Consider the following 22,247-nt stretch of genomic DNA (forward strand, 5'->3'; position numbering starts at 1 on the left):
AACAGCCGTTCGCGCCCGCCTTGCCGGGCTGGGCCGGGGGGCGTCATGAGGGGAGTGCCGCGCATGTCCGGACTGCTCGTGGAATCCACCGAACACCTCTCCAACCCGCTCGACGTGCTGGAGCAGATCGTCATCGCCAATGACTGGACCTTCGAGCGCCGCTCGGATGGCGAGATGGCGGCCGAGGCTCCCGGCCAGTGGTGCAACTACACGCTGTTCTTCTCCTGGGCGCCCGAGATCAGCGCCATGCACTTTTCCTGCGCCTTCGAGGCGAAGGTGCCGGAGGCGCGCCGCGCCCCGCTCTTCGAACTGCTTGCCCGCGCCAACGAGAAGCTGTGGATCGGCCATTTCGGCCTGGAGAGCGAGGAAGGCACGCCGGTCTTCCGCCACTCCGTGCTCCTGCGCGGCGCGTCCGGCGCCTCGGCCGAATCGCTGGAGGACATGGTGGATATCGCCCTGACCGAGTGCGAGCGCTTCTTCCCCGCCTTCCAGTTCGTGCTCTGGGGCGGCAAGGCGCCGGCCGAGGCGCTGGACGCCGCAATGCTGGACTGCGTCGGCGAGGCCTGAGCAAGGGGGCGCACCCGCGCCCCTCTATCCTCCCATAAGCTTCCCTTCGCTGCGGCAGTGGGACCATGCCGCTTCAGGGGAAACCGTGCCATGTCTCCGCGTGTTGGCTCCTACATCGGGACACGGAGGCAGTGGTGTTGCGGCGCAGGGAACTGACCCTCGCGGCCTGGGCGGGGGCGGGTCTTCCCCTGGGCGCGCGCGGGGCGATGCCCGAATCGGATTTCGCGTCGCAGGCTCGGATTCTGGCGGACCGCCCCTTTGTCCCGCCCGACTCCGAACTGCCCGAAGCGCTGCGCCGCCTAGACTATGATGGGTATCGCCGGCTGATCTTCCTCAGCCCGGCTCCGCAACTGGGCGCCTTCCGCGCCATGCCCTTCCATCGCGGCTATCTGTTCCCCAAGCGCATCGAGATCGCGCTGAAGCAAGGCGGCGTGGCGCGGCCATGGCCTTACGATCCCGCCGCGTGGCAGGACGCGCCGCCCGGGCTTCCGGAGATCGGCTACGCCGGCTTCCGTCTGCTCTCCGAACTTAACGCGCCCGGACGTTGGGATGAGGTGGTGTCCTTCCTGGGCGCCTCCTATTTCCGCGCCCTGGGGCGGGGCCACGCCTATGGCATCTCCGCCCGCGCCGTCTCCGTCGGACTGGCCACCGACGCGGAGGAGTTCCCGCTCTTCCGCGCCTTCCGCATCGGCGGTGGCGCGGAGGAGGCGCAGGTGGAGGCGCTGCTGGACGGGCCGAGTCTCGCCGGTGCCTTCCGCATCCTGGTTCGCCCTGGCTCGCCCACGGTAACGGAGCTTCACGCCACCCTGTTCCCGCGCCGGCAGATGGACGGGCTGGGCCTCGCAGCCTTCTCCTCCATGTTCTGGTTCAGCGGCGCATGGCCCGGCGATCCGCGTCCCGCCGTGCATGACAGCGACTCCCTGCTGTTCGAGACGGCAGCGGGCGAGCGAGTCCTGCGGCCCCTGCGCAACCCGGCGGCGCCGCTGGTGACCGACATCCCGCTCGCCTCGCCACGCGGCTTTGGCCTGTTGCAGCGGCGTCGCGGTGCGGCGGCGTTCGGGGATGCCGAGGCGCGCTACGGCCATCGCCCTTCGCTCTGGGCCGAGCCGATCGGCGATTGGGGCGAAGGCACGTTGCGCCTGTTCGAGATGCCGGCGCGCGACGAGTATCACGACAACGTCGCGCTGGCCTGGCAGCCAACCAACCCACCCGGCCCGGGCGAGGCCTTCCGCACCGCCTGGCGCCTCCATTGGGCCGACGACGCGCCGCCGCGCCCCGGCCTGGCACGCATCGCTGAGGCGTCGCGCGACGACGGCACGGTGCGGCTGCGCTTCATCGGCGCTCGCCTCAATGACGCCATACCGGTGACCCAATCGGCGGAGATCATCCACTTCAAAGCGGCGCCTGGTGAGGCGTCGCTGGCCCTGCGCCCGCATGGCGCGGCACGGGCCTTCCTGGCGCGCGACGGGCGCGCCTTGTCCGAGACATGGTGGGGAGACCCCGCATGAACATGATGACCCGGCGTGGCGCGACCCCACCGGAGGCGAAGCTGGCGATGCCCGAGCAGCGCTTCGACCGGGGGCGTCTGCGGGCGCATCCCGCCGCGCCCGGCCTCGTCGCGCGGCGCGCCGGGGTGGTGGGCGGCACGACGGGTCTGACCGGCTTCGCAGGATGGGAGATGGCGGCAGCGCTGGGCAGCGATGGCTGGCAGGGGCCCGATTTCCTTGCCCTGCCCATCTTCCTCGTTCTCTTCGCGCGGCTGGCGCTCTCGGCCTGCTCCTTCGTGGCGGGCATGCTGCACCGTCCCGCTCCGCCGCTGCATGCCGGCCCGCTGCGCAGCCGCACCGCGCTGCTGTTTCCCATGCACAACGAGGAAACGGCGCGCGTCTTCGGCACGGCGGATGCAATGCGCGAGGCGCTGCTGGCGCGCGGCATCGCGGCGCATTTCGACATCTTCCTGCTCAGCGACAGCACCGACCCGGCGCGGCAGGCACGCGAAGCGGAGGCGGCGCGACGTCTCTCCCTGCTCCATGCCGGAGGCGTGTTCTATCGCCGCCGCCCGGCCAATGCCGGGCGCAAGGCCGGCAACATCGCCGACTGGGTGCGGCGCCATGGTGGCGCCTATGAGCATTTCGTGATCCTGGATGCGGACAGCGTCATGGCGGCGGCGACGCTGCACCGCCTGGCCGCCGCGATGGAGGCTGATGCGCGTGCCGGTCTGATCCAGACCCTGCCGACGCTGGTGGGCGGCACCACGCTCTTTGCCCGCATGCAGCAATGGGCGGCGCGGATGCACGGGCCGGGCATCGCGCGCGGCCTCGCCGCCTGGCATGGCGAGGCGGGCAATTACTGGGGCCACAACGCGATCATCCGCACCCGCGCCTTCGCCGAAGCCGCGGGCCTGCCCAACCTCCCCGGCCGCAAGCCCTTCGGCGGCGAGATCATGAGCCACGACTTCGTGGAGGCCGCGCTGCTGCGCCGGGCCGGTTGGGGCGTCCATCTCTGGTCCGAGCCCAGCGGCTCGCACGAATCCGGCCCGCCGACGCTGGGCGCGGCGGTGCTGCGCGACCGGCGCTGGTGCCAGGGCAATCTGCAGCACGCCGCGCTGCTCGGCGCCGCCGGGCTGCACCCGCTGTCGCGGCTGCACCTGCTGGACGGCATCCTGGCCTATGCCGCCTCGCCGCTCTGGCTCCTCCTGCTCGGGACGGCGGCGCTGCAGGCGGCGTTCGGCCTAGCCCAGGCCGGGCCGGGGCTGCTGGCGCTGACCATGGCGCTGCTGCTGCTGCCCAAGCTGCAGGGGCTGCGCGAGCCGGCCAACGCGCTGCGCGAATTCGGGCTGACCACGCTGCTCGCTCCGCTCGGTATGGTGACGCAGACGCGGCAGATCCTGGACATCCTGTCGGGTCGGGATTCCGGCTGGGCGGCGCAGGGACGCGAGGCGGCCATGCCTTCCTGGCGCCAGGCGCTGCGGGAGCATGCACCGCACATGGCGACCGGCGCGGCGCTGCTGCTGCCCTCCCTCGTTGCGCCGGCCGCCCTGCCCTGGCTGCTGCCCGTGTCGCTGCCCTTGCTGACGGCGCCCGCCCTTGCGCGTTTCGTCGCGCGCCCTTTTCCCGGTGCCGCCTTCCGGACGCAGGAGGAGGCGCATCCCTCGCCGCTGTTGCGCCGCGCCGCGACGCTGCGCCGCGCTTGGCAGCTTGAGTTGCGGGAGGCGCCCGCCCTGGGCCTGCCCGCCTCGCCACGCCCGGCCCCGGCCATCGCGGTGGAGCAGCAGGAGGCCCTGGCGGCCTAGCGCCTGCTCAGCAGAAGGGCAGGCGCAGTCCCGCCTCGCGCCACGGCATGGCGGCGAGGCGGCCCGTGGTGCTGAGGGTAATGTAGGCGGTGCGGAGATCCGGTCCGCCGAAGCAGATATTGGTCGGCATCGGCTCGGGCATCGGCACCACGTCCAGGATCTCGCCGGTCGGGGAGACGGTCGTGATCTCGCCGCTCACCAGCGTCGCCACCACGATGTTGCCCTCTGCCGTGACGGCGAGGCTGTCGAGACGCCGGAAGCCAGGGAACTGGCACAGGAGATGCCCGCCATGCGGGCTGGGCCAGGGCGACTTGCGCAGCTTGCCCGGGCCGAGGATGTCGAAGCCCCAGAGGCGCCCCGTCTCCGTCTCCGCGACATAGAGCGTCTCGCCATCCGGGCTGATGCCGATGCCATTGGCGCCACCCGGCACCGGATGCGCCGCCTCCACGATGGCGCTGCCATCCAGCGCCCCCCAGTAGACTGCGCCATGGTCGCGGTCGCGTGCACGCACCTTGCCGAGGTCGCTGAACCAGAACCCGCCCTTGCCGTCGAGCTGGAGGTCGTTCGGTCCCTTCAGCCTGTGATCGCCGCAGCGGTCATAGAGGGTGCGGACGCTCCCCGATGCAATGTCGATGACCTCGATCCGTCCCCCCGAATAATCGGCGGACTGGCCGGTCGGGCGCAGGAAGCCCGGCTCCTCATGCCAGGAGAAGCCGCCATTGTTGCAAAGGATGAGGGTGTTGTCGGGTCCGAGGGCGAGGCCGTTCGGCGCGCCCACGACCTCCGCGATGGTGGATTTCGTGCCGTTCGGCGCCACGCGGGTGACGCGGCCGCCGCCTACCTCCACCAGGGCGATGCTGCCATCGGGCATCGCGACCGGGCCTTCGGGGAATCGTAGCCCGTCAGCCAGAATCCGCATCTCCTTGGTCGGCATTCCTCGTCCCCTCCCCGGTTTCGTTGCGAGGAAAGGATGCGACGCGGCGCGGGCTCTGGCTACCCGCTGCGAAATCGCGGCCGGAGGCTTGCCAAGCCCGGCGTCCCGCCCTTCCCTCTCGGCACGCAACGAACATCCTGGAGATCGTCCATGCCCACCCGCCTTGTGTCCTTTGAAGCCGGGGGCGTCGCGCGCGCCGGCGCCCTGCTGGGCGAGGAAGAGGTGCTCGACCTCGCGGCCGCCGGCCTGCCCTACGAAGACATGCAGTCGGTGGTGGAAGGCGGCGCGGGGGCGCTCTCGGCGATTCGCGCGGCGCTGAAGAACCCCGCCGCCGGGGCGCGCCGCAAGCTCTCCGAGGTGAAGCTGCTCGCCCCTCTGCCCCGGCCACGCCGCAACGTGTTCTGCGTCGGCCGCAACTACATGGATCACGTGGCGGAAGGCGACCGCACGCGCGGCATCCAGAACAGCGAGCTGCCGAAATATCCGCAATTCTTCACCAAGGCCCCCGAATGCGTGATCGGCCCGGAGGAGATGATTCCCGATCACGGCGCGGCCGGCGTGACCAAGTGGCTGGATTACGAGGCGGAACTCACCCTTGTGATTGGCCGCCCCGGGCGAGACATCCAGCCGGGCGACGCGCTGTCCCATGTCTTCGGCTGGACGCTGGCCAATGACGTGACCGGCCGCGACCTCCAGCGCCGCTATGGTCAGTGGTTCAAGGGCAAGTCGCTCGACCGCTCCTGCCCGATGGGGCCGTGGATCATCCCGGCCGATGAACTGGACGCCTCCGATCTCGCCATCCGCCTCACCGTGAATGGCGAGCAGCGGCAGTCGAGCCGCACCAGCAAGATGATCTTCGACATCGGGCAGATCATCCACCACCTGTCACTGGGCTTCACGCTGCTGCCCGGGGATCTGGTGATGACCGGCACACCGGAGGGCGTCGGCTACGCCATGCAGCCGCCGCAGGTGCTGAAGGCGGGCGACGTGGTGGAGATCGAGGTCGAGGGAATCGGGCGCCTCCGCAACGGAGTCGCCTGAGCGTGACGGGACGCCGCGCGGCGCTGGGGCTTGGCCTCCTCGCCGGCGCGGCGCCCTGCGCCATGGCGCAGGGACGGCCCACCCTGCGCGAGGCAGCGCGGGCGCGCGGCCTCGTCTTCGGCACGGCGGTGCAGAGCCAGGTTCTGGTTGGTGATGCCGGTCTGCGCACCCTCGCCCAGCGTGAGGCGGAGCTTTGGGTCCCGGCCTGGGAGGCGAAGTGGGGTCCGCTCCAGCCCGAGGAGGGACGGTTCGAATTCGCGCCGCTGCGCGCCATCCTCCAGCAGGCACATCCGTCCGCCCAGCGCCTGCGCGGCCATTGCCTGGTCTGGCACGAGGCCAATCCGCCCTGGCTGGAAGCCGCTTTGGCGGAAGGCCCGGCCCGCGCCCGCCGCGTGCTGGAGGAGCATTTCCGCGTGGTGCTGGGCACCACCGCCCCGGCGATGCGCGACTGGGACGTGGTGAACGAGATCATCGCCAACCCGCCCGGCAGCGACAATCCCAGTCCCTCACCCGGCGATCTGCGCGACACGCCCTGGCTGCGCGCCCTGGGGCCCGGCTATGTGGAAATCGCCCTGCGCACGGCGCGGCAGATGGACCGCACGCTGCGCCTGACGCTCAACGATTATGGCGTCGAGGCCGATACACCCTGGGCGGCGGAGAAGCGCGCACGGCTGCTGCGCCAGGTGCGCGCCCTGCTGGACCGCGGCACGCCGCTCGATGCCATCGGCATCCAGGCCCATCTGCAGATGCGCGAACCCTTCCGGCCCGAGCCCTTCATTGCCTTCTGCCAGGAAATGCGAAGCATGGGCCTCGCCGTACTGGTGACGGAGCTGGACATTCGCGAGCCGGACGTGCTGGCGCCGAGTGTGGAGGCGCGCGACCAAGCGGTGGCGGAGTATGTCAGGCGCTTCGTGGGCGCGGCGCTCGCGGGCGGGGTCAGGACGGTTCTGACCTGGGGCCTCGCGGACCGCGAATCCTGGCTGGTTTCGACGCCCGCCGTGGCGCGCGCGGATGGCGCGACAACGCGCGGCCTGCCCTTCGACGACGCGCTTCGGCCCAAGTCTTTCCGCGACGCGCTGCTGGACGCCTTCGCGCGCGCCTAGAGGGGGCGTGCCGGCACCCCGCCGACGCGCGCGCCAGGCGGCACGTCGGTGGCAACGGCGGCGCCCGCCGCGATCACCGCCCCCTCGCCCACGACAACGCCAGGCGCCACCACGGCCCCTGCGCCCACCAGCGCACGGGCGCCGATGTGCGCGCCGCCGCAGATGATGGAACCGGGCGCGAGATGCGCGCCCTCATCCAGCACCGAGTCGTGCTCGACGATGGCGCCGGTATTCACCAGGACGAGGCGTCCGACCCGCGCGCAGGCGCCCAGCACGGCGCGCGGCATGATCACAGCGCCCTCCTCCAGCACAGCGCTGCGGGCGCGAATGGCGGAAGGATGCAGCAGCACCGGCAGCGCCGCGTCGAGCCTCGCCGCAGCGGCGAGGCGGGTGGCGTTGTCGCCCAGCGCGAGCAGCAGCGCGCCGCCATCATGTGCCGCCTCGCCGCCCAGCACAGGCAGGCCGAGCATGTTGGGCAGGGGCGCGCGGGCATCCAGGAAGCCGCGGACTTCGAAGCCCGCGTCGCGCGCCGCCTCGCACACCGCGCGCCCATGCCCGCCCGCACCCAGGATCGTCACGCGCATCCCCTCAGCTTCCTTCCCAGCCTGTCCCGTGTAGTCTCGCCGCCATGCGTGATCTGGATCTCCTGCGCCTCGAACGGCGCGTCGGGCTGATGCTGGCCCCGCTGGCGGGCAAGCCCGGCGCGGCGGTGGGGGTAGCGCGGGGCGGCGCGCTGCTGCTGCGCCGCTCGGGCGGCCTCGCCTCCGTCGAGCACGACATTCCGATCGGGCCGGACACCGCCTTCCGTATCGCCTCCGTGTCCAAGCACGTCACCTGCGCCGCGCTGCTGCTGCTGGAGCGCGAGGGGCGGCTTTCCCTGGCGGACCCGGTGGGGAAATACCTGCCGCACCTCCCCGAATCGCTGCGGAGCATCCGCCTGGACCTGCTGGCGCGCAACGCCTCGGGCGTGCGGGACATGTTCGACCTGCTGCGCCTCGGCGGGGCCGACCTGTCCCTGTCGGTGAGCGAGGCGGAGCTGGATGCCGCCATCGCCCGCGCCACTGGGCTGAACTTCGCCCCCGGCTCACGCTTCCTCTACAGCAACACCGGTTTCCGCTGGCTGGGGCAGGTGGTGGAGCGCGTCTCGGGCGAGGCACTGGCCGAGTTCCTGCGCAAGCGCATCTTCGCGCCGCTCGGCATGACGCGCACGGCGCATACGCCGGACCTGCTGGTGCCCGTGCCGGGTCTGGCGACCGGCTACCTCGCCGATGGACGGCGTGCTCCGCACGGGCTGCCGCTGGGCGGCGAGGGCGGCCTCGCCTCCACCGTGGAGGATCTGGCGCTGTGGTCGCGCGGCCTCGCGCGCGCGGCGCTGGGCGAGGGAATGGAAGCAGCGCTCTCCGCCATGGCGCCCTTCACCGGCGGCGCCAGCAACCGCTACGCGCTGGGGCTGGAGAACGAGGCTTGGCGCGGCCTGGCCCTGGTCGGGCATGGCGGGCTGTGGCCCGGGTACAAATCCGCGCTGCTGCGCCTGCCCTCCCGCGCGCTGACCGTGATCGTGCTGGCGAATTCCGCCGCGCTGGATCCGGGGCGCATGGCCTTCGAGGTGATGGAGGCGGCGCTGGAGGGCGATGGCGCGCTCGCCCCCGCGCCGGAGATACCGTCCCGCGACGGGCTGGCCGGGCGCTGGATCAGCATGGATACCGGCTTGTCCCTGGACATCGCCGAGGACGGGACGGCGCGCATGCATGGCGTGCCCTTCGCCCTGCTGCCCGGTGAGGGCGGGCGCTGGGTGGCGCGGCGCGGCGCCTTTCCCTTCAGCATCCTGCCCCGGCACGGCGAGGCGCTGGAGGTGGAGCTGGATGCGGGCACGGTGGTGCGCTTCGAGCGCGCACCGGGTGGCCCCCTGCCCGCGCTGGACGGCAGCTGGTCCTCCGCCGAGCTAGGCGCGGAATGGCGCATCGAGGGCGAGGCCGTCGAGGTCAGCGGCCCGTTGCGCAGCGGCGCGCGTTGGCGGCTGGAGGCGCTGGCGCCGGGCTTCCTGCGCCTGCACATGCCTTCGGTCCTGTTCGATGCCTGGGCCGACCTCATCCCCGATGCCGGGGGGACCCGCCTCACGGTGAATAGCGGGCGGGTCCGAGGCCTGGTGATGGAGAGGCGCTGAGGCGCCTCAGCCCATCTGTTTCTGCAGCTTGGACCGCGCCTCGCTGGCGCTCATCTGCAGCGTGATCTTGCCGCCCTCGGTGGACTGCACGGCGGAAAGCGGCAGGGTGTGGTGATGCCCGGCGTGATGCGGGTCGCTGTCCTTGGTTAGCTTGATGCGGTCGCCCTCGACCTTGTCCACGCGGCCGACCAGCCCGCCATCGCTGCCCAGGATCTCCATGTGCTCGGTGATGCCGTGAATCATCCTTCGTCTCCTCCTGCGGGACCCTGAGGGGAAACGCGGATGCGGCGCTCAGGCTTCCAGCAGGGGGGCCTCGGCGGGCGGCATCAGCAGGGTGGGCCGCGTCCCGTCCATCGTCGCCGCCGCCGAAAGCGGCCAAAGGTGATGGCGCCCGGCGGAATCCCGCGTCAGCTTCATGTGCCGCCTTTCCTGCCGGCTCACGTGGCCGAGCATGCGCGCCTCGCCGCCAAGCATGGGAAGGGCTGGGTGGATGCGGGCGGCGAGCAGGGCCATGGGCGTTCCTTTTTTCTGTCTGAAAGGAACGCCCGCGACTTCAGGAAGATGCCAAAGCATCCATCGCGGCTTGCACGCCGCCCTTGGCATGCGGCACCCCCGCGAGGCCCAGCGCCATCTCCACCGCACCGAGCGTGCCCAGGATCATCGGCTCGTTCAGGTCGCCCAGGTGGCCGATGCGGAACACCTTGCCCGACAGCTTGTTGAGGCCGCCGCCGGTGGAAACGTTGAACCGCTCCAGCGCGATCTTGCGCACCGCCTCGGCGTCAAAGCCCTGCGGCATCAGCACGGCGGTGACGCTGTCCGACACGCGTTCCGGGTTCTGGCAGAAAAGCTGCGGGCCGTTATTGCCCGACCAGTGGTTCACGCAGGCGCGCACCGCCTTCGCCAGCCGGGCATGGCGGGCGAAGACGTTCTCCAGCCCCTCCTCGTCCAGCATCAGCCGCAGCGCTTCCTGCAAGCCGTAGAACAGCGTGACTGGGACAGTGCCGACGAAGCTCTTCTGCCGGCGCGCCAGCATCTCGGTCCAGTCGAAGTAATGCTTTGGATGCCTGGAGGCGCGATGCGCCGCCATCGCCTTCTCCGAGGCGCCGGTGAAGGAGAAGCCGGTGGGCAGCATCAGCCCCTTCTGCGAGCCGCCGACGCAGACATCCACGCCCCACTCATCCATGCGGAAGTCGAAACAGCCGAGCGAGGAGATGGTGTCCGCCATCAGCAGCGCCGGGTGCTTCACCTCGTTCAGGATGGCGCGCACCTGCTCGATCGGCAGGCGCGTGCCGGCCGCCGTCTCGTTGTGGACGCAGCATACCGCCTTGATGTCGTGCGACGTGTCGGCGGCGAGCGCCTCACGGATCTTCGCCATCTCGATGCCGCGGCGCCAGTCGGCCTCCAGCAACGTCACACGCAGGCCGAGCGCCTTCGCCATCTTCGCCCAGGAGTCCGAGAAATGCCCCGTCTCGGGAATCAGCACGTGGTCGCCGGGCGAGAGTGTGTTGACCAGCGACGCCTCCCAGGCGCCGTGGCCGGAGGCGGTATACATGAACAGGTGCTGCTTCGTCTTCAGCACCTTCTTCAGCCCCTCCACGCAGGCGTCATAGACGGCCAGGAAGGCAGGGTCGTTGAAGTCCACGCTGGCCCGCGCGGTGGCGAGCAGCACGGAATCGGGGATATTGGTCGGCCCCGGATTCGCGAAGAACAAGCGCCCGCGCGCCACCGGGCGTGCGGGCTTCACCTGCGGCATTCCGTCCATCATTCGGCGTTCCTCTGGTCGCCGACAGTCAAGCGCGGAATGCCTGGGGCATCAACGCTCCAGCCGGACGCCGGTGCGCTGCACCACCTCCTGGTACTTGCGGACCTCGGATTGCAGGAAGTCGCGCGCCACCTCGGGGGTGTTGGGGCCGGTCCAGGCGGTGACGCCAGCCGTGAGCAGCCGCTCCACCACCGGCGCCTCGCCCACCGTCGTCACCAGGGCGCGGTTGAGCTGCGCCAGCACGGCCGGCGGCAGGCGCGGCGGGGCGATGATCATGTTCCAGGTCGTCATCTCGAAGCCCGGCAGCGCGGACTCGGCCAGGGTCGGGATCTCAGGGAAGGAGGGGAAGCGCTCGCGGCTCGTCACGGCCAGGCCATGCACCAGCCCACTCCGCACCTGCCCGGCCGCGGAGGCGAGCACGGCGACGCCGAACTGCCCCTCGCCCTGGTGGATGGCCGTCAGCATCAGCCCACCCGAGCGGTAGGGGATATGGGTGAAGCGCGCCCCCAGCGTGGCGGCCAGCATCTCCACCGCGAGATGCGGGATCGAGCCGACGCCGGAGGTGGCGTAGCTGAGCTCATCCGGGCGGGAGGAGCGAAGGCGCTGGATCACCTCGTTCGGCGAGCGGCCCGGGAAGTTCGGGTTGGTGACGAGGATCAGCGGCGCCGTGCCGACCATCCCGATCTGGGTGAAGTCGGCGACCGGGTCGAAGGGCGTGCCGCCCTGCAGCGCGGCGGGTGCGATGGCGTGGCTCGACACCTCGATCAGCATGATGGTGTGGCCATCCGGCGCCTGCCGCCGCAGCCAGTCCGCCGCGACCGTGCCGGAGGCGCCGGGCCGGTTCTCTACCACCATGCGCGCATTGTTGCCCAGATTGGCCGCGAAGCGCTCAGAGATCAGGCGCGAGGCGATATCGGTGGACCCACCAGGGGCAAAGCCGGTGACGAGGGTGATGGGCCGCTCGGGAAAGGATTGCGCCACGGCCAGAACGGGCGCGAGCAGGATCGAGAGGCCGGCGAGGAGCCAGGACCGCATCTAGGAAATCTCCCTTGGTTCTTCGTGTTGCACGGAGCAAAGCGGCCTTCGCCGCCCCGCGCAACCCGGAAAGGGCGATCAGTCCGGCCGGGGGCCGAGCAGATTGTGGTCCAGCACCGCGCGCCAGACGCGCACGGCGAAGCCCGGCTGGGCCGCCATCGCGCGCAGCGCCGCGGCATCCTCCTCCGCGACGGGCGAGAGCTGCGGCAGCGCCTCCGTGGGGGGCGGCAGGATGCGCGTGGGTTTGCCCAGCAGGGCTTCCACCACCTCGTCGGAGATCGGGGCCAAAGCGCCGCAGGTCATGTGCGCGCCGCCGGTCGCCATCAGCCGCCCGGCGAAGCCGACGCCGAAGCACATCTCCTTCGCCAGCGCCGTGTCCTCGACGCGCAGCGACGTGCCGGTCAGCATGTCCGTCGCCGCGACGCCACCCTCCGGATGGCGGCCCTCGACGCGGAATAGGGTGAAGCGCGCCTCCTGCAGCGCCGCCAGCACCTCCGCCTCCGCCGCGTCCTCATGCGGCAGCTTCGCCTCGCGCTCCAGGGCGGAGGTATGATCCCCCACCGGGCTGAACACGCCGAGGTCGAGCACGAGCTGGAACTGCGCCTCGTTGCGGAACAGCACCTCGTTGCCGCGCCACAGGCCAAGGGCACGGGCCTGGCTCGCCGCGCTGGCGCGCGGGATGCGGCGCGACGCGGCGGAAAGCAGGCGCCCCCGCGCCGCGGCACGCTCCTCCATCGTCACGGGGCGGGCACGCCGAGGCTAGCGGCGGTGTCGCAGATGCTCTTCCACGTCTCGGGCGTCAGCGGCACGCCGGACACATGGCGTGCGGCGCGGCGGGTGTTCTCCACCTCGCCGGGCACCAGCACCGGCTCGTCGGGATTGATCGGGCGGCAGGACTTCACCCACTCGACATAGTCGCGCGCGGCCTGCTGGAACGAGGCCTCGGTGCCGAAATGCTTCGCCGAGAGATGGATGGAGAGCAGCCCGTTGCTGATCCGCCCCCGCTCCTTCACCGGGCCGGAGGTGCCGTTGCCGGTCAGGCAGCCCGCCAGCATCTCGCACATGAAGGCAAGGCCGGAGCCCTTGTGGTCGCCGAAGGCGCGGATGGCGCCGGTGCCGCCGCCCGGCGTGCGCGGCCCGACCGGCGCGTAATCGCCGTAGAGGGTGCGCGGGTCGGAGGACATCTGGCCATCCGCCGTCACCAGCGCGTTGGCCGGCAGCTTCTTGCCGCCATTGCTCGCCACCAGCACCTTGCCCTCGGCCACCAGCGAGGTGGCGAAGTCGAGGATCACCGGCCCCTCGGGCAGCGGGATGCCGACGGAGAAGGGCGCGGTGGAGAAGCGCCGCTCCACGCCCCCGAAGGGCGCGACGAGGACGGAGCCGGCGACGTTGACGAAGTGGATGGAGATCAGCCCCTCCGCGGCTGCCATCTCCGAATAGTCGCCGAGGCGGCCGAGATGGCCGGAATTGCGCAGCGCCATGATGCAGGCGCCGTGCTCCTTGGCGCGGGCGATGGCGAGGCGCGTGGCCTGCTCCGTCACCACCTGGCCAAAGCCGAACTTGCCGTCCACCACCAGGAAGCCGCCACCATCCGTCACCACCTCGGCCTGCTGCCCGGCGATGACGTAGCCGGCGCGCAGCCATTCGATGTAGCGCGGCACCCGGTCCACCCCGTGGCTGTCATGCCCGGCGAGGTTGGCGCCGACCAGGTGGTTGCTGATGCGCGCCGCCTCGGCCGGGGCGCAGCCCGCCGCCTCGAAGATGCGCGTGACGAAGGATTCGAGCTGGGCGACCGGAATGTGGGTGGTGGGCGACACGGCGTGGAGTTTCCCCTTTTGGCTGCCGCGAAACTGCCCCCCAGGCCTCGCGCCGTCCAGACCCGGGCGGGATGCTTGACGCGGCGCGGACACGCCGCGCAGCATCCGACTGCCGGAATGACGGGGGACCTGACGCGATGCGCGCCTTCATCCTGCTTGCCCTTTTTCTGGCCTCGCCGGCCCTGGCCCAGCCCGACCCGGAGCTGGTGCGCCGGGGCGAGGCGCTGGTGAACGGCATCGCCGCCTGCGGCAATTGCCACACTCCCAAGGGCCCGCAGGGCGACCTGCCGGGGATGGGGCTGGCCGGCGGGCTGGTGATCGAGGAGCCGGGGCTGTTCCGCGCCGTCACCAGCAACATCACCCCCGACCGCGAGACGGGGCTCGGCACCTGGACCGACGAGCAGATCATCGTCGCGATCCGCGAGGGGCGGCGGCCCGACGGGCGGCTGCTCGGCCCACCCATGCCCTTCCAGTTCTACCGCGACCTCGGCGACGCGGAGATGCGCGCCATCGTCGCCTACCTCCGCACCGTGCCGGCGGTGCGCAATCCGGTCGCCGCTTCCTCCTTCTCCATGCCGCTGCCACCCGCCTATGGACCGCCCGTGGAATCCGTCACGCCGCGTCTCGCCACGGCGGAGGAGCGCGGCGCCTACCTCGCCGGGCCAGTGGGGCATTGCATGGATTGCCACAGCCCGATGGGCGCGAACGGGCAGCGCGACCTGTCGCGTGCGGGTCAGGGCGGGCCGCCGATCGCCGGGCCGCTCGGCCCGGTCGCGCCGCCCGACATCACCCCGGCCCGCCTCCACGACTGGAGCGACGCGGAGATCGCGCGCGCCATCCGGGAAGGCGTGTCCCGCGACGGGCGGCGTCTCGCACCCCCCATGGCCTTCGCCAATTACGCGCGGATTCCGGAGGGGGAGATGCGCGACCTGATCGCCTATCTCCGCGCCCTGCCGCCGTCGCGCTGACCGTCGGGAGCGGGCCGCCGACGAGCGTCGCCCGGCTCAGCCCGCCTCGCGTCCCAGCGTGGATTGGCGCCCGAGCGAGGCGCCAAGCCCCTCCAGCCACGTCTCCGCGGCGCGGGAACCCAGACCGTGCAGCCGGATCAGCGCGCCCCATTCCGGGTCCAGCTTGCTGCCGGGGCGCAGGCGGATGTCATCCTCCGATGCCGCAATGCGGTGCAGGCGCAGCCGCTTCACCCGGGCGAAGAAGGGGTTGCGGAATTCGTGGTCCTCGCCCTCCGCCACCAGCGCCTCGCGCAGCAGGGCGAGGCCGCGCATGTCCCGCACCAGCCCGGCATTGAAGGTGACCTCGTTCAGCCGGGCCATGATGGCATCCGTGTCGCGCGGCACCGCCTCCCGCCGGGGTGGGTTGAGCTGCACCAGCAGCAAGTCGTCCGCCCCCGCCTCGTGCAGGAGAGGGAAGAGCGGTGGGTTGGCCAGGTAGCCGCCATCCCAGTAGGCGTTGCCCTCGATCTCCACCGCCTGGAACAAATTAGGCAGGCAGGCCGAGGCCATCACCGCCTCCGCCGTGAGCTCCGCATTGCGGAAGAGCCGCATCTCGCCGGAGCGAAGGTCGGTCGCGGCGATGAGCAGGCGCGGTGACTCGGCGGCACGCAGCCGCGCGAAGTCCACGGAGTCGCGCAGGATGTCGAGGAGCGGATTCAGGTTCAGCGGGTTGAACTGGTAGGGCGAGGGATTGCCCGCCATCGTCTGGAGCGCCGCCGCCCAGGGCGCCACAAAGAGCCGCATCGCCGCCTCCCCGGTCCAGACGAGGCCGGGCGGGAACACCGCCGCGAAGGGGGTGCGGAAGGGAGAGTGGCGGCGCGCGGCGCGGCTGATCCGCTTCCAGAAGCGCCACAGCGCGGAGCGGGCACCCGCCGCGCCGCCGCTCAGCCAGCCATCGGCCAGCACCACCGCGTTCATGGCCCCCGCGCTGGCACCGCTGATGCCGCTGACCTCGATCCGCTCATCCAGCAGGCGATCCAGCACGCCCCAGGTGAAGGCGCCATGCGCGCCTCCGCCTTGCAGGGCGAGGTCGAGCCGGACGGGCCTGGGCGCCGCTCGGGCCATGGGGACCTCCTCTGGGCCGAAACAGGTGACGGGAGATTCTTCCGTTGGGGCGGCACGCCCCTCAACTGGCCTTCAGCGACGACGGGGCCGGGGTGCGGGCAGCATGATCTGGCCGGAGCCGCGCAACGCCGGGATGTCGCGTATCGGCCCCTGGCCGGGCCGATCCAGCCTCTCGCCCGAGCGGGCCAATTCGCTGGTGAAGAAGGAGCGCGGCGTCATCCGCACCGCGACGCGCGACAGCGACCAAGGCGAGGCCTCGACTTCCCGCTCGCCCTTCGCGCCGGTTCCGCCGTGGCGCCGGTCCCAGAGCCGCACCTCGCCCGTGTCGAGGTGCAGCCAGGTGGGGTAGAGCCCGACGCCGCCTGCTTTCATCGCCACGGCGCGGTCCATTGCCTCGCCCAGCTTGCGGCCGGGCAGCCACAGATCGAGGGCGCGGGCGGAGAGATGCTGGCTGTCCGGCGCGCCGCCGACCAGCGCATTAGTGGCCGGGGTGCGATAGCCGGAAAGGCAGGACACCTCCGCCACCCGCACCGTCGTCGTCAGGCGCCAGAGCAGGTCGAGCAGCGCGGGGTCGAAGGAGCGGGACTGGCCGGTCCGGTGATCGGCCATGACGGTGGAGAAGGCGGCCACGGCCGCGGGGTCGAATTCATCGCCGGACTTGAAGGGGCCGCGGAACCACTGGCCGGTATGGACGAATTGCACGGCGAGGCGTCGCACCTCCTCCGCACGCAGGATGCGGGGGCAAGCCAGGGCCGAAAGGCCCAGCACCCATGCGCGTCGCTGCATCTTCTCTCCCTTCCGCCCGGGCGTGGGTACGCGAGGCGCGGCTAGGCGCCGCCCCCGGTGCGCAACGCCGGAGGCAGGGTCCGGGTTGCGCTACAAAACCCTTCCGGATTGCGGGTCCAGCAGGTGCATGTTGGCCAGATCGGCGGTCAGGCGCAAAGGCTGCCCCGGCGCGGCGGGGATTGTGGGGTCCAGGCGGGCGCAAAGGTCGCGCGTGCCATCCATGTGGAAATGCACCAGCGTCTCCATGCCCATCGGCTCGATCACCTCCGGCACCACCTCAAGATCCGCATAGGTGGCCCGGCCCTGCCGGGTCTCGGTCAGGTGCTCGGGCCGGATGCCGAACAGCACCTCCCTGCCCCCTTGGGCGCGGTAGCGGTCCGAGCGCTCAGCCGGGATGGGGAGGAGGATGTCGCCGGGCAGGCGGAGGTTCAGCGCGCCACTCGCGGGCTCGATCCGTGCCGGGATGAAGTTCATCGCAGGGCTGCCGATGAAACCGGCGACGAACCGCGTGGCCGGGCGGTGATAGAGTTCCTGCGGCGGGCCCACCTGCTCGATGATGCCGCCATTCATCACCACCACGCGGTCGGCCAGGGTCATCGCCTCCACCTGATCGTGGGTGACGTAGACGGTGGTGGTGCGGACGGTCTGGTGCACCTTCTTGATCTCGGTGCGCATCTGCACGCGCAGCTTGGCATCGAGGTTGGAGAGCGGCTCGTCGAACAGGAAGACCTTGGGGTCGCGCACGATGGCGCGGCCCATGGCGACGCGCTGCCGCTGCCCGCCCGACAGCGCCTTGGGCTTGCGGTCGAGGAGCTGCGTGATGTCCAGGATGCGCGCCGCCTCCATCACCCGGCGCTGGATCTCGTCCTTGCGGAACTTCCGCAGGGTGAGGCCGAAGGCCATGTTGTCGAACACGGTCATGTGCGGATAGAGCGCGTAGTTCTGGAACACCATGGCGATGTCGCGGTCGCGCGGCGGGATGTCGTTCACCACCGTGCCGCCGATGCTGATCTCGCCGCCCGTGATGTCCTCCAGCCCCGCGATCATCCGTAGCGTGGTGGATTTGCCGCAGCCCGAGGGGCCGACCAGCACCACGAACTCATGGTCCGCGATCTCCAGGTCGATGCCCTTCACGGCCTGGACGCCGCCCTCATATTCCTTGACGAGCCGGCGGAGGGTGACTTGCGCCATATGTTCTCAGCCCTTCGTTGCGCCGGCCGTCAGGCCCGCGACGTAGTAGTCCATGAGGAAGGCGTAGACGACGACAGGCGGCAGCGCCGCGAGCAGCGCCCCGGCCATGAGCTGCCCCCAGGCGAAGGTATCGCCGCGGATCAGCTGCGACACCACGCCGATGGTCAGCGGCATCTCGTCCGGCCGCGTGATGAAGGCGGTGGGATAGACGAAGGCCGCCCAGGAGACGGTGAAGGCGAAGATCGTCGCGGCGATGATGCCGGGCAGCGCCACCGGGATGAAGATGCGCCATAGCATCTGCAGCCAGCCCGCGCCGTCGATCAGCGCCGCCTCGTCCAGCTCCTTCGGGATGGAGGCGAAGTAGCCAATCATGATCCAGGTGCAGAAGGGCACGGTGAGCGTCGGATAGACCAGCACCAGCCCCCAGATGGAGTTCAGCAGCCCCAGCCCGCCGACGATCTGGTAGAGCGGAATGAAGAGCAGCGTGTCCGGCACGAGGTAGGTGAGGAACACCCCTGTCGCGAGCCATTGCGAACCCCAGAAGCGCATGCGGGACAGGGCGAAGGCGGCGGGGATGGAGATAAGCATGGTCACGACGACCACGAGCAGCGTCACCAGGATGCTGTTCCAGAAGAAGCCCCGGAACATCTCATTGCCCAGGATGGCGGCGAAGTTCTCCAGCGTCGGGTCGCGGACGATCCAGGGATTGCCGTTCAGGTCGGCGATCTCCGCGCTGGTCTTCAGCGCGGTGATCAGCATGTAGAAGGGCGGGGCCAGCATGACGATGGCCGCGATGACGAGCGACACATAGGCGCTCCACAGCGCCCAGCGCCGCTCGGCCCGCAGCGAGCCCGCCTTGTGGAACAGCCCATGCCCGGCGCGGGGGGCAGCGGTCGCGCTCATGCGCCGATCTCCTTGGTGCGCTCGTTGATGCCGCGCAGCACGAAGAAGGCGATGACGGCCAGCAGCGGGAACATGAACAGCGATACGGCGGCGCCGCGCGGAATGTTGCCGGACAGGACACCGACCTGAAATGCGTAGGAGGCGAAGACGTGCGTCAGGTCGCGCGGCCCGCCATTGGTCAGCACACGGACGATGTCATAGTTGGCGAAGGTAACGATGAGCGAGAACAGCACCGTGATGGAGATGATGTTCCGCATCATCGGCAGGGTGACATACCGCAGGCGCTGCCAGCCCGTCGCGCCGTCGATATCCGCCGCCTCGTAAAGCTGGTCCGGCACCGATTTCAGCGCCGCGAGATACATGATCATGAAGAAGGGCGCGCCGTACCAGACGTTCACGATGATGACGGAGATGCGCGCCCACCACATCTCGCCGAGCCAGGGCACGGGCGGCACGGAGAAGATGGCAAGCAGCCAGTTGATGCTGCTGTAGGACGGCTCGAACATCCACCACCAGCCGAGGGTGGAGAGCGCGGGCGGGATCACCCAGGGCACCAGCAGCATGCCGCGCCATACGCGCTGCCCCTTGGAGGGGATGTGGTGCAGCATGTGCGCCAGCCAGAAGCCGATCAGCGCCTTCAGGATCACGGCGGTGATGGCGAAGAAGCAGGATTGCCAGATCACCATCCGGAACGTGTCGTTCTCGAGCAGGATCGCGTAGTTCTCCAGCCCGATGAAGGCGGTCATCCGCCGGTTCAGCGTGGACAGGTAGATGGCGTAGGCCGCCGGCCAGGCCACCAGCCCGCCGATCACGGCCAGGAGCGGAAGGGTGAGCAGGAAGGCGATGGTCGATCTGCGCCGCGCCATCTTCTGCAAGGTGGTGGGCGGGGTGGCCCGCGGCGCGATGACGGGCGCGGCGTGGGCGATGGTGGCGTCACTGGCCATCCGCGTTCCTCTTGGTCAGACGGAGGCAGGGCACCGCCCTGCCCCCTTCGCCGCTCAGCCGCGGCGCATGTTGTTGATCTCGCGCTCGAGCCAGCCGAGGGCCTGCTCGATCGTCTCGCCGCCCTGGGCGACACGCGCGATGACCTTGGTGTTCAGCGCCTGGATGTACATCTGGCTCGCCAGCTCGGCGGGCGCGGGCGCGAAGGCGATGGACGGGCGCGCGTCGTGGTGCGGCTTCAACGGGTAGTTGTAGAGGGTGCCGACGGGCGGCCCCTCCGTCTCCCACACCTTGAAGTCGCTCATCGTGGCGAAGGGCGGGATGTCGTAGCCGTTGGAGGTGTTGGTCGTCGCCTCCGCGCTGTCCCGCTCGGTAAGGAATTCCAGCAGGTTCTTCGCGGCGGTCTTGTTGCGGCCGAAGCTCCAGATGCCGCTGTTCCAGGGCAGGTAGGCGAGGAAGCGCCCCTGCGGGCCGGAGGGCATGGGGATGGTCCAGCACTTCTCCGCCACCTGCGGCGCGTCGCGCTTCGCCACCGCCCAGGCGGAGGGCGGGTTGAACACCAGCGCGGAGCGGCCGGAGATCAGCGCGCGGTTGTTGGAGGCGTCGTCCCAGGCCCAGACGTCGTTAGGCAGGAAGCGTGCCAGCCGCACGGCATAGTCCATCACCTGCCGGAGCTGCTGGTTATTGCGGATGGTCGGGTTGCCGCGCTCATCGGTGACGCGCGCGCCGTAGGAGGCGAAAAGGGCGCCGACCCAGTCCACCGCGTCGGTGAACTGGCCCATGGGCAGGCCGAAGGGCACGTTGGCGCGGTGGCATGCCTCGGCGGCGCGAAGGAAGGTTTCCCAGGTCCAGTCGTCGGCACCCGGGCCCTTTCGGTTCTCCGCCGGCCACATGGCGCGCACGTCCAGCCCCGCATGTTCCTGCAGCAGGTCGAAGCGGCACAGCGCCGGCTTGTTCTGCGTGCCGGAGGTAGCAGGGATGGCGCGCCAGCCGCCGCGATGCTTCGCCAGGTACTCGGCCACCTGGTTGGCCGGGCCGTACTTGGCGATCAGCCGGTTCATCACGTCATCCACCGGCTCCAGCTGGTCGGCATAGGTGCCGACATCCCAGGGCGAGAGCGAGATGATGTCGTGGCCCGAACGGCTCTGCGCCTGGGCGGCAGCGGTGAGCTGAAGCTGATTGCCGGTCGTGTTGATGAAGTCGAGCTGGACGTTGACGCGGTTGCGCTCGCCCCACTGCCCGCACAGCTGCCGAAGGGCGCCATTGCCGGTGGGGACCCAGTGGTCCCAGAAGGCGCAGCGCAGCGTGGTGGTGGCCTGGCCGAAGACGGCCGGGGCGTGCAACCCTGCAACGAGTCCCGCGCCGGCGGCCAATACGCCGCGGCGGGGCAGAGACGTGTCTGCCATCCCGAACTTCCTCCTGTATCATCATGCGGTCTTGCGCCGCTGCCTGAAGCTTAGGCACCGCGCGTGGCGCCGCGCAACCGCCTTGCCGCCCCCCGCCCGTGGCCTAGGATGAAAGCATGGACATGCACCGCTTCGATGCGCTGGTGATCGGCGCCGGAATGGCCGGCGCCACGGCTGCCGCCCACCTCGCCCCCACGCACCGCGTCGCCCTGCTGGAAGCGGAGGAAAGCGCAGGCTTCCACGCCACCGGCCGCTCCGCCGCGATCTGGATCCTCAACTATGGCAACACGGATGTCCGCATCCTGACGGGCGCGTCACGCGCCTTCTTCGAGGATTCGCCCGAAGGGTTCGGCCCCCTCGCCCACAAGCGTGCCATCCTCTCCCTCGCGCCGCCCGACCAGATGGAGGCGATGGAGCAGATGCTGCGCGTCGGCATGGGGCTGACCCCGATCACGGTCGCGGAGGCCAAGGAATTGGTGCCGGCGATCCGCGACGGCTATGCCGAGGCGGCGCTGATCGAGCGCGACGCCTTCGACATCGACGTCGCGGCGCTGCACCAGGGTTTCCTGCGGCAGGTGAAGGCGGCGGGGGGCGCGCTGGAGTTGCGCCGCCGCACGGGCCGCGTCTGGCGCGAGGGCGGCGAGTGGCGCGCCGAGACCTCGGGCGGCAGCATCTTCGCCGCGCCGGTCGTGGTGAACGCCGCCGGGGCCTGGGGCGACGTGGTGGCGCGCAACGCGGGGTTGCGCCCGCTCGGCCTCCAGCCCAAGCGCCGCACCGCCTGCATCGTGGACCCCGCACCCTACACCAGCACCGACTGGCCGCTGGTCGGCGACGTGATCCATAGCTGGTACGCGCGGCCGGAGGCACGGTCCAAGCTGATGGTCAGCCCGGCCGACGAGACGGATAGCGAGCCCACTGATGCCCAGCCCGACGAGTACGACGTGGCCGTGGCGGTGGACCGAATGCAACAGGGCCTCGCCATCGAGGTGAAGCGGGTTGAGCATAAATGGGCCGGGCTGCGGACCTTCGCCCCCGACCGCTCGCTCTGCATCGGCGAGGGGGAGGAGCGCGGCTTCTTCTGGATGTGCGGCCAGGGCGGCTACGGCATCCAGACCGCGCCGGGGGCGGGGCGCCTCATTGCCGCGCTGGTGCGCGGGTCGGCGCCGGACCCAGATGTTGCCCCCGCCGTCGGGCCGGTGGACCCGAAGCGCTTCGCGGGGTGACGCAACGCA

The 22,247-nt window shown here is 70.8% G+C and carries 22 protein-coding genes; 8 read left to right on the plus strand and 14 right to left on the minus strand.

The window, feature by feature from the left end; all coding sequences use genetic code 11:
- Positions 1-63: 63 nt before the first annotated feature.
- The 3 genes from JTJ31_RS05185 (at position 64) to mdoH (ending at position 3,859) form a co-directional block, all read left to right on the plus strand.
- A complete protein-coding gene (locus tag JTJ31_RS05185) occupies positions 64-567 on the plus strand; it encodes a type III secretion system chaperone family protein (protein ID WP_207537551.1) in 504 nt (167 codons plus the stop codon).
- Positions 568-701: 134 nt separating this feature from the next.
- Positions 702-2,075, plus strand: coding sequence for a glucan biosynthesis protein (locus JTJ31_RS05190; RefSeq protein ID WP_207537552.1), 1,374 nt, complete (start codon positions 702-704; stop codon positions 2,073-2,075).
- Positions 2,072-3,859, plus strand: coding sequence for a glucans biosynthesis glucosyltransferase MdoH (gene mdoH, locus JTJ31_RS05195; RefSeq protein ID WP_207537553.1), 1,788 nt, complete (start codon positions 2,072-2,074; stop codon positions 3,857-3,859). Before JTJ31_RS05190 ends, mdoH begins: the two co-directional genes overlap by 4 nt.
- Before the next feature lie 7 nt (positions 3,860-3,866).
- On the opposite strand, the gene JTJ31_RS05200 is transcribed toward mdoH, so the two are convergent.
- Positions 3,867-4,793, minus strand: a complete 927-nt coding sequence (locus tag JTJ31_RS05200) for an SMP-30/gluconolactonase/LRE family protein (protein WP_207537554.1) — start codon at positions 4,791-4,793, stop codon at positions 3,867-3,869.
- 150 nt (positions 4,794-4,943) lie between these two features.
- On the opposite strand from JTJ31_RS05200, the gene JTJ31_RS05205 reads away from it, so the two are divergent.
- Together JTJ31_RS05205 and JTJ31_RS05210 are read left to right on the plus strand one after the other, a co-directional pair.
- A complete protein-coding gene (locus JTJ31_RS05205; RefSeq protein ID WP_207537555.1) occupies positions 4,944-5,834 on the plus strand; it encodes a fumarylacetoacetate hydrolase family protein in 891 nt (296 codons plus the stop codon).
- A 2-nt stretch (positions 5,835-5,836) separates the two neighbouring features.
- Positions 5,837-6,937, plus strand: a complete 1,101-nt coding sequence (locus JTJ31_RS05210) for an endo-1,4-beta-xylanase (RefSeq protein WP_328805673.1) — start codon at positions 5,837-5,839, stop codon at positions 6,935-6,937.
- On the opposite strand, the gene JTJ31_RS05215 is transcribed toward JTJ31_RS05210, so the two are convergent.
- Positions 6,934-7,521: a NeuD/PglB/VioB family sugar acetyltransferase gene (locus tag JTJ31_RS05215; RefSeq protein WP_207537556.1), complete on the minus strand. Its 588-nt coding sequence runs from the start codon at positions 7,519-7,521 to the stop codon at positions 6,934-6,936. The two genes, JTJ31_RS05210 and JTJ31_RS05215, sit on opposite strands and share 4 nt — an antisense overlap.
- Before the next feature lie 44 nt (positions 7,522-7,565).
- Here JTJ31_RS05215 and JTJ31_RS05220 point away from each other — a divergent pair, with 44 nt between their 5' ends.
- On the plus strand, positions 7,566-9,101 hold the full coding sequence (locus JTJ31_RS05220; protein ID WP_207537557.1) for a serine hydrolase domain-containing protein: 1,536 nt from the start codon (positions 7,566-7,568) through the stop codon (positions 9,099-9,101).
- A gap of 6 nt (positions 9,102-9,107) precedes the next feature.
- On the opposite strand, the gene JTJ31_RS05225 is transcribed toward JTJ31_RS05220, so the two are convergent.
- From JTJ31_RS05225 to JTJ31_RS05250, 6 genes are all read right to left on the minus strand, one after another.
- Positions 9,108-9,344 carry a DUF2171 domain-containing protein gene (locus JTJ31_RS05225; protein ID WP_207537558.1) on the minus strand — a complete coding sequence of 79 codons (237 nt, stop codon included), beginning with the start codon at positions 9,342-9,344 and terminating at the stop codon, positions 9,108-9,110.
- A gap of 48 nt (positions 9,345-9,392) precedes the next feature.
- The gene (locus tag JTJ31_RS05230; RefSeq protein ID WP_207537559.1) at positions 9,393-9,614 is read right to left on the minus strand and encodes a hypothetical protein; all 222 of its coding nucleotides are present in this window, start codon (positions 9,612-9,614) and stop codon (positions 9,393-9,395) included.
- 40 nt (positions 9,615-9,654) lie between these two features.
- A complete protein-coding gene (locus JTJ31_RS05235) occupies positions 9,655-10,866 on the minus strand; it encodes a pyridoxal-phosphate-dependent aminotransferase family protein (RefSeq protein ID WP_236019896.1) in 1,212 nt (403 codons plus the stop codon).
- Positions 10,867-10,914: 48 nt separating this feature from the next.
- On the minus strand, positions 10,915-11,898 hold the full coding sequence (locus JTJ31_RS05240) for a Bug family tripartite tricarboxylate transporter substrate binding protein (protein ID WP_207537560.1): 984 nt from the start codon (positions 11,896-11,898) through the stop codon (positions 10,915-10,917).
- 78 nt (positions 11,899-11,976) lie between these two features.
- Positions 11,977-12,639 carry a hypothetical protein gene (locus JTJ31_RS05245; RefSeq protein WP_207537561.1) on the minus strand — a complete coding sequence of 221 codons (663 nt, stop codon included), beginning with the start codon at positions 12,637-12,639 and terminating at the stop codon, positions 11,977-11,979.
- Positions 12,636-13,715, minus strand: a complete 1,080-nt coding sequence (locus JTJ31_RS05250; protein WP_328805674.1) for a malate/lactate/ureidoglycolate dehydrogenase — start codon at positions 13,713-13,715, stop codon at positions 12,636-12,638. Before JTJ31_RS05250 ends, JTJ31_RS05245 begins: the two co-directional genes overlap by 4 nt.
- Positions 13,716-13,852: 137 nt before the next feature.
- Here JTJ31_RS05250 and JTJ31_RS05255 point away from each other — a divergent pair, with 137 nt between their 5' ends.
- Positions 13,853-14,683, plus strand: coding sequence for a cytochrome c (locus JTJ31_RS05255; protein ID WP_207537563.1), 831 nt, complete (start codon positions 13,853-13,855; stop codon positions 14,681-14,683).
- A gap of 36 nt (positions 14,684-14,719) precedes the next feature.
- Here the strand turns inward: JTJ31_RS05255 and JTJ31_RS05260 are convergent, their stop codons facing one another.
- The 6 genes from JTJ31_RS05260 to JTJ31_RS05285 all read right to left on the minus strand — a co-directional run bounded on the left by JTJ31_RS05260 (position 14,720) and on the right by JTJ31_RS05285 (position 21,015).
- Positions 14,720-15,787 (minus strand): patatin-like phospholipase family protein, encoded by a 1,068-nt coding sequence (locus tag JTJ31_RS05260; protein WP_207537564.1) that lies wholly within the window; start codon positions 15,785-15,787, stop codon positions 14,720-14,722.
- Between the two features lie 72 nt (positions 15,788-15,859).
- Positions 15,860-16,573, minus strand: a complete 714-nt coding sequence (locus JTJ31_RS05265) for a DUF882 domain-containing protein (protein WP_207537565.1) — start codon at positions 16,571-16,573, stop codon at positions 15,860-15,862.
- A 90-nt stretch (positions 16,574-16,663) separates the two neighbouring features.
- Positions 16,664-17,764: an ABC transporter ATP-binding protein gene (locus JTJ31_RS05270; protein WP_207537566.1), complete on the minus strand. Its 1,101-nt coding sequence runs from the start codon at positions 17,762-17,764 to the stop codon at positions 16,664-16,666.
- A gap of 6 nt (positions 17,765-17,770) precedes the next feature.
- A complete protein-coding gene (locus tag JTJ31_RS05275; RefSeq protein ID WP_207537567.1) occupies positions 17,771-18,667 on the minus strand; it encodes a carbohydrate ABC transporter permease in 897 nt (298 codons plus the stop codon).
- Positions 18,664-19,611, minus strand: coding sequence for a carbohydrate ABC transporter permease (locus JTJ31_RS05280; protein ID WP_207537568.1), 948 nt, complete (start codon positions 19,609-19,611; stop codon positions 18,664-18,666). The genes JTJ31_RS05275 and JTJ31_RS05280 overlap by 4 nt, the downstream gene beginning before the upstream one ends.
- 54 nt (positions 19,612-19,665) lie before the next feature.
- On the minus strand, positions 19,666-21,015 hold the full coding sequence (locus JTJ31_RS05285; protein WP_207537569.1) for an ABC transporter substrate-binding protein: 1,350 nt from the start codon (positions 21,013-21,015) through the stop codon (positions 19,666-19,668).
- 116 nt (positions 21,016-21,131) lie between these two features.
- Between JTJ31_RS05285 and JTJ31_RS05290 the strand changes: the two genes are divergently transcribed.
- Positions 21,132-22,238, plus strand: a complete 1,107-nt coding sequence (locus tag JTJ31_RS05290; protein WP_236019897.1) for an NAD(P)/FAD-dependent oxidoreductase — start codon at positions 21,132-21,134, stop codon at positions 22,236-22,238.
- Positions 22,239-22,247: the final 9 nt, after the last annotated feature.

It is taken from the genome of Sabulicella rubraurantiaca, from assembly GCF_017355885.1.
In the GTDB taxonomy this organism is placed as follows: Bacteria; Pseudomonadota; Alphaproteobacteria; order Acetobacterales; family Acetobacteraceae; genus Roseococcus; species Roseococcus rubraurantiacus.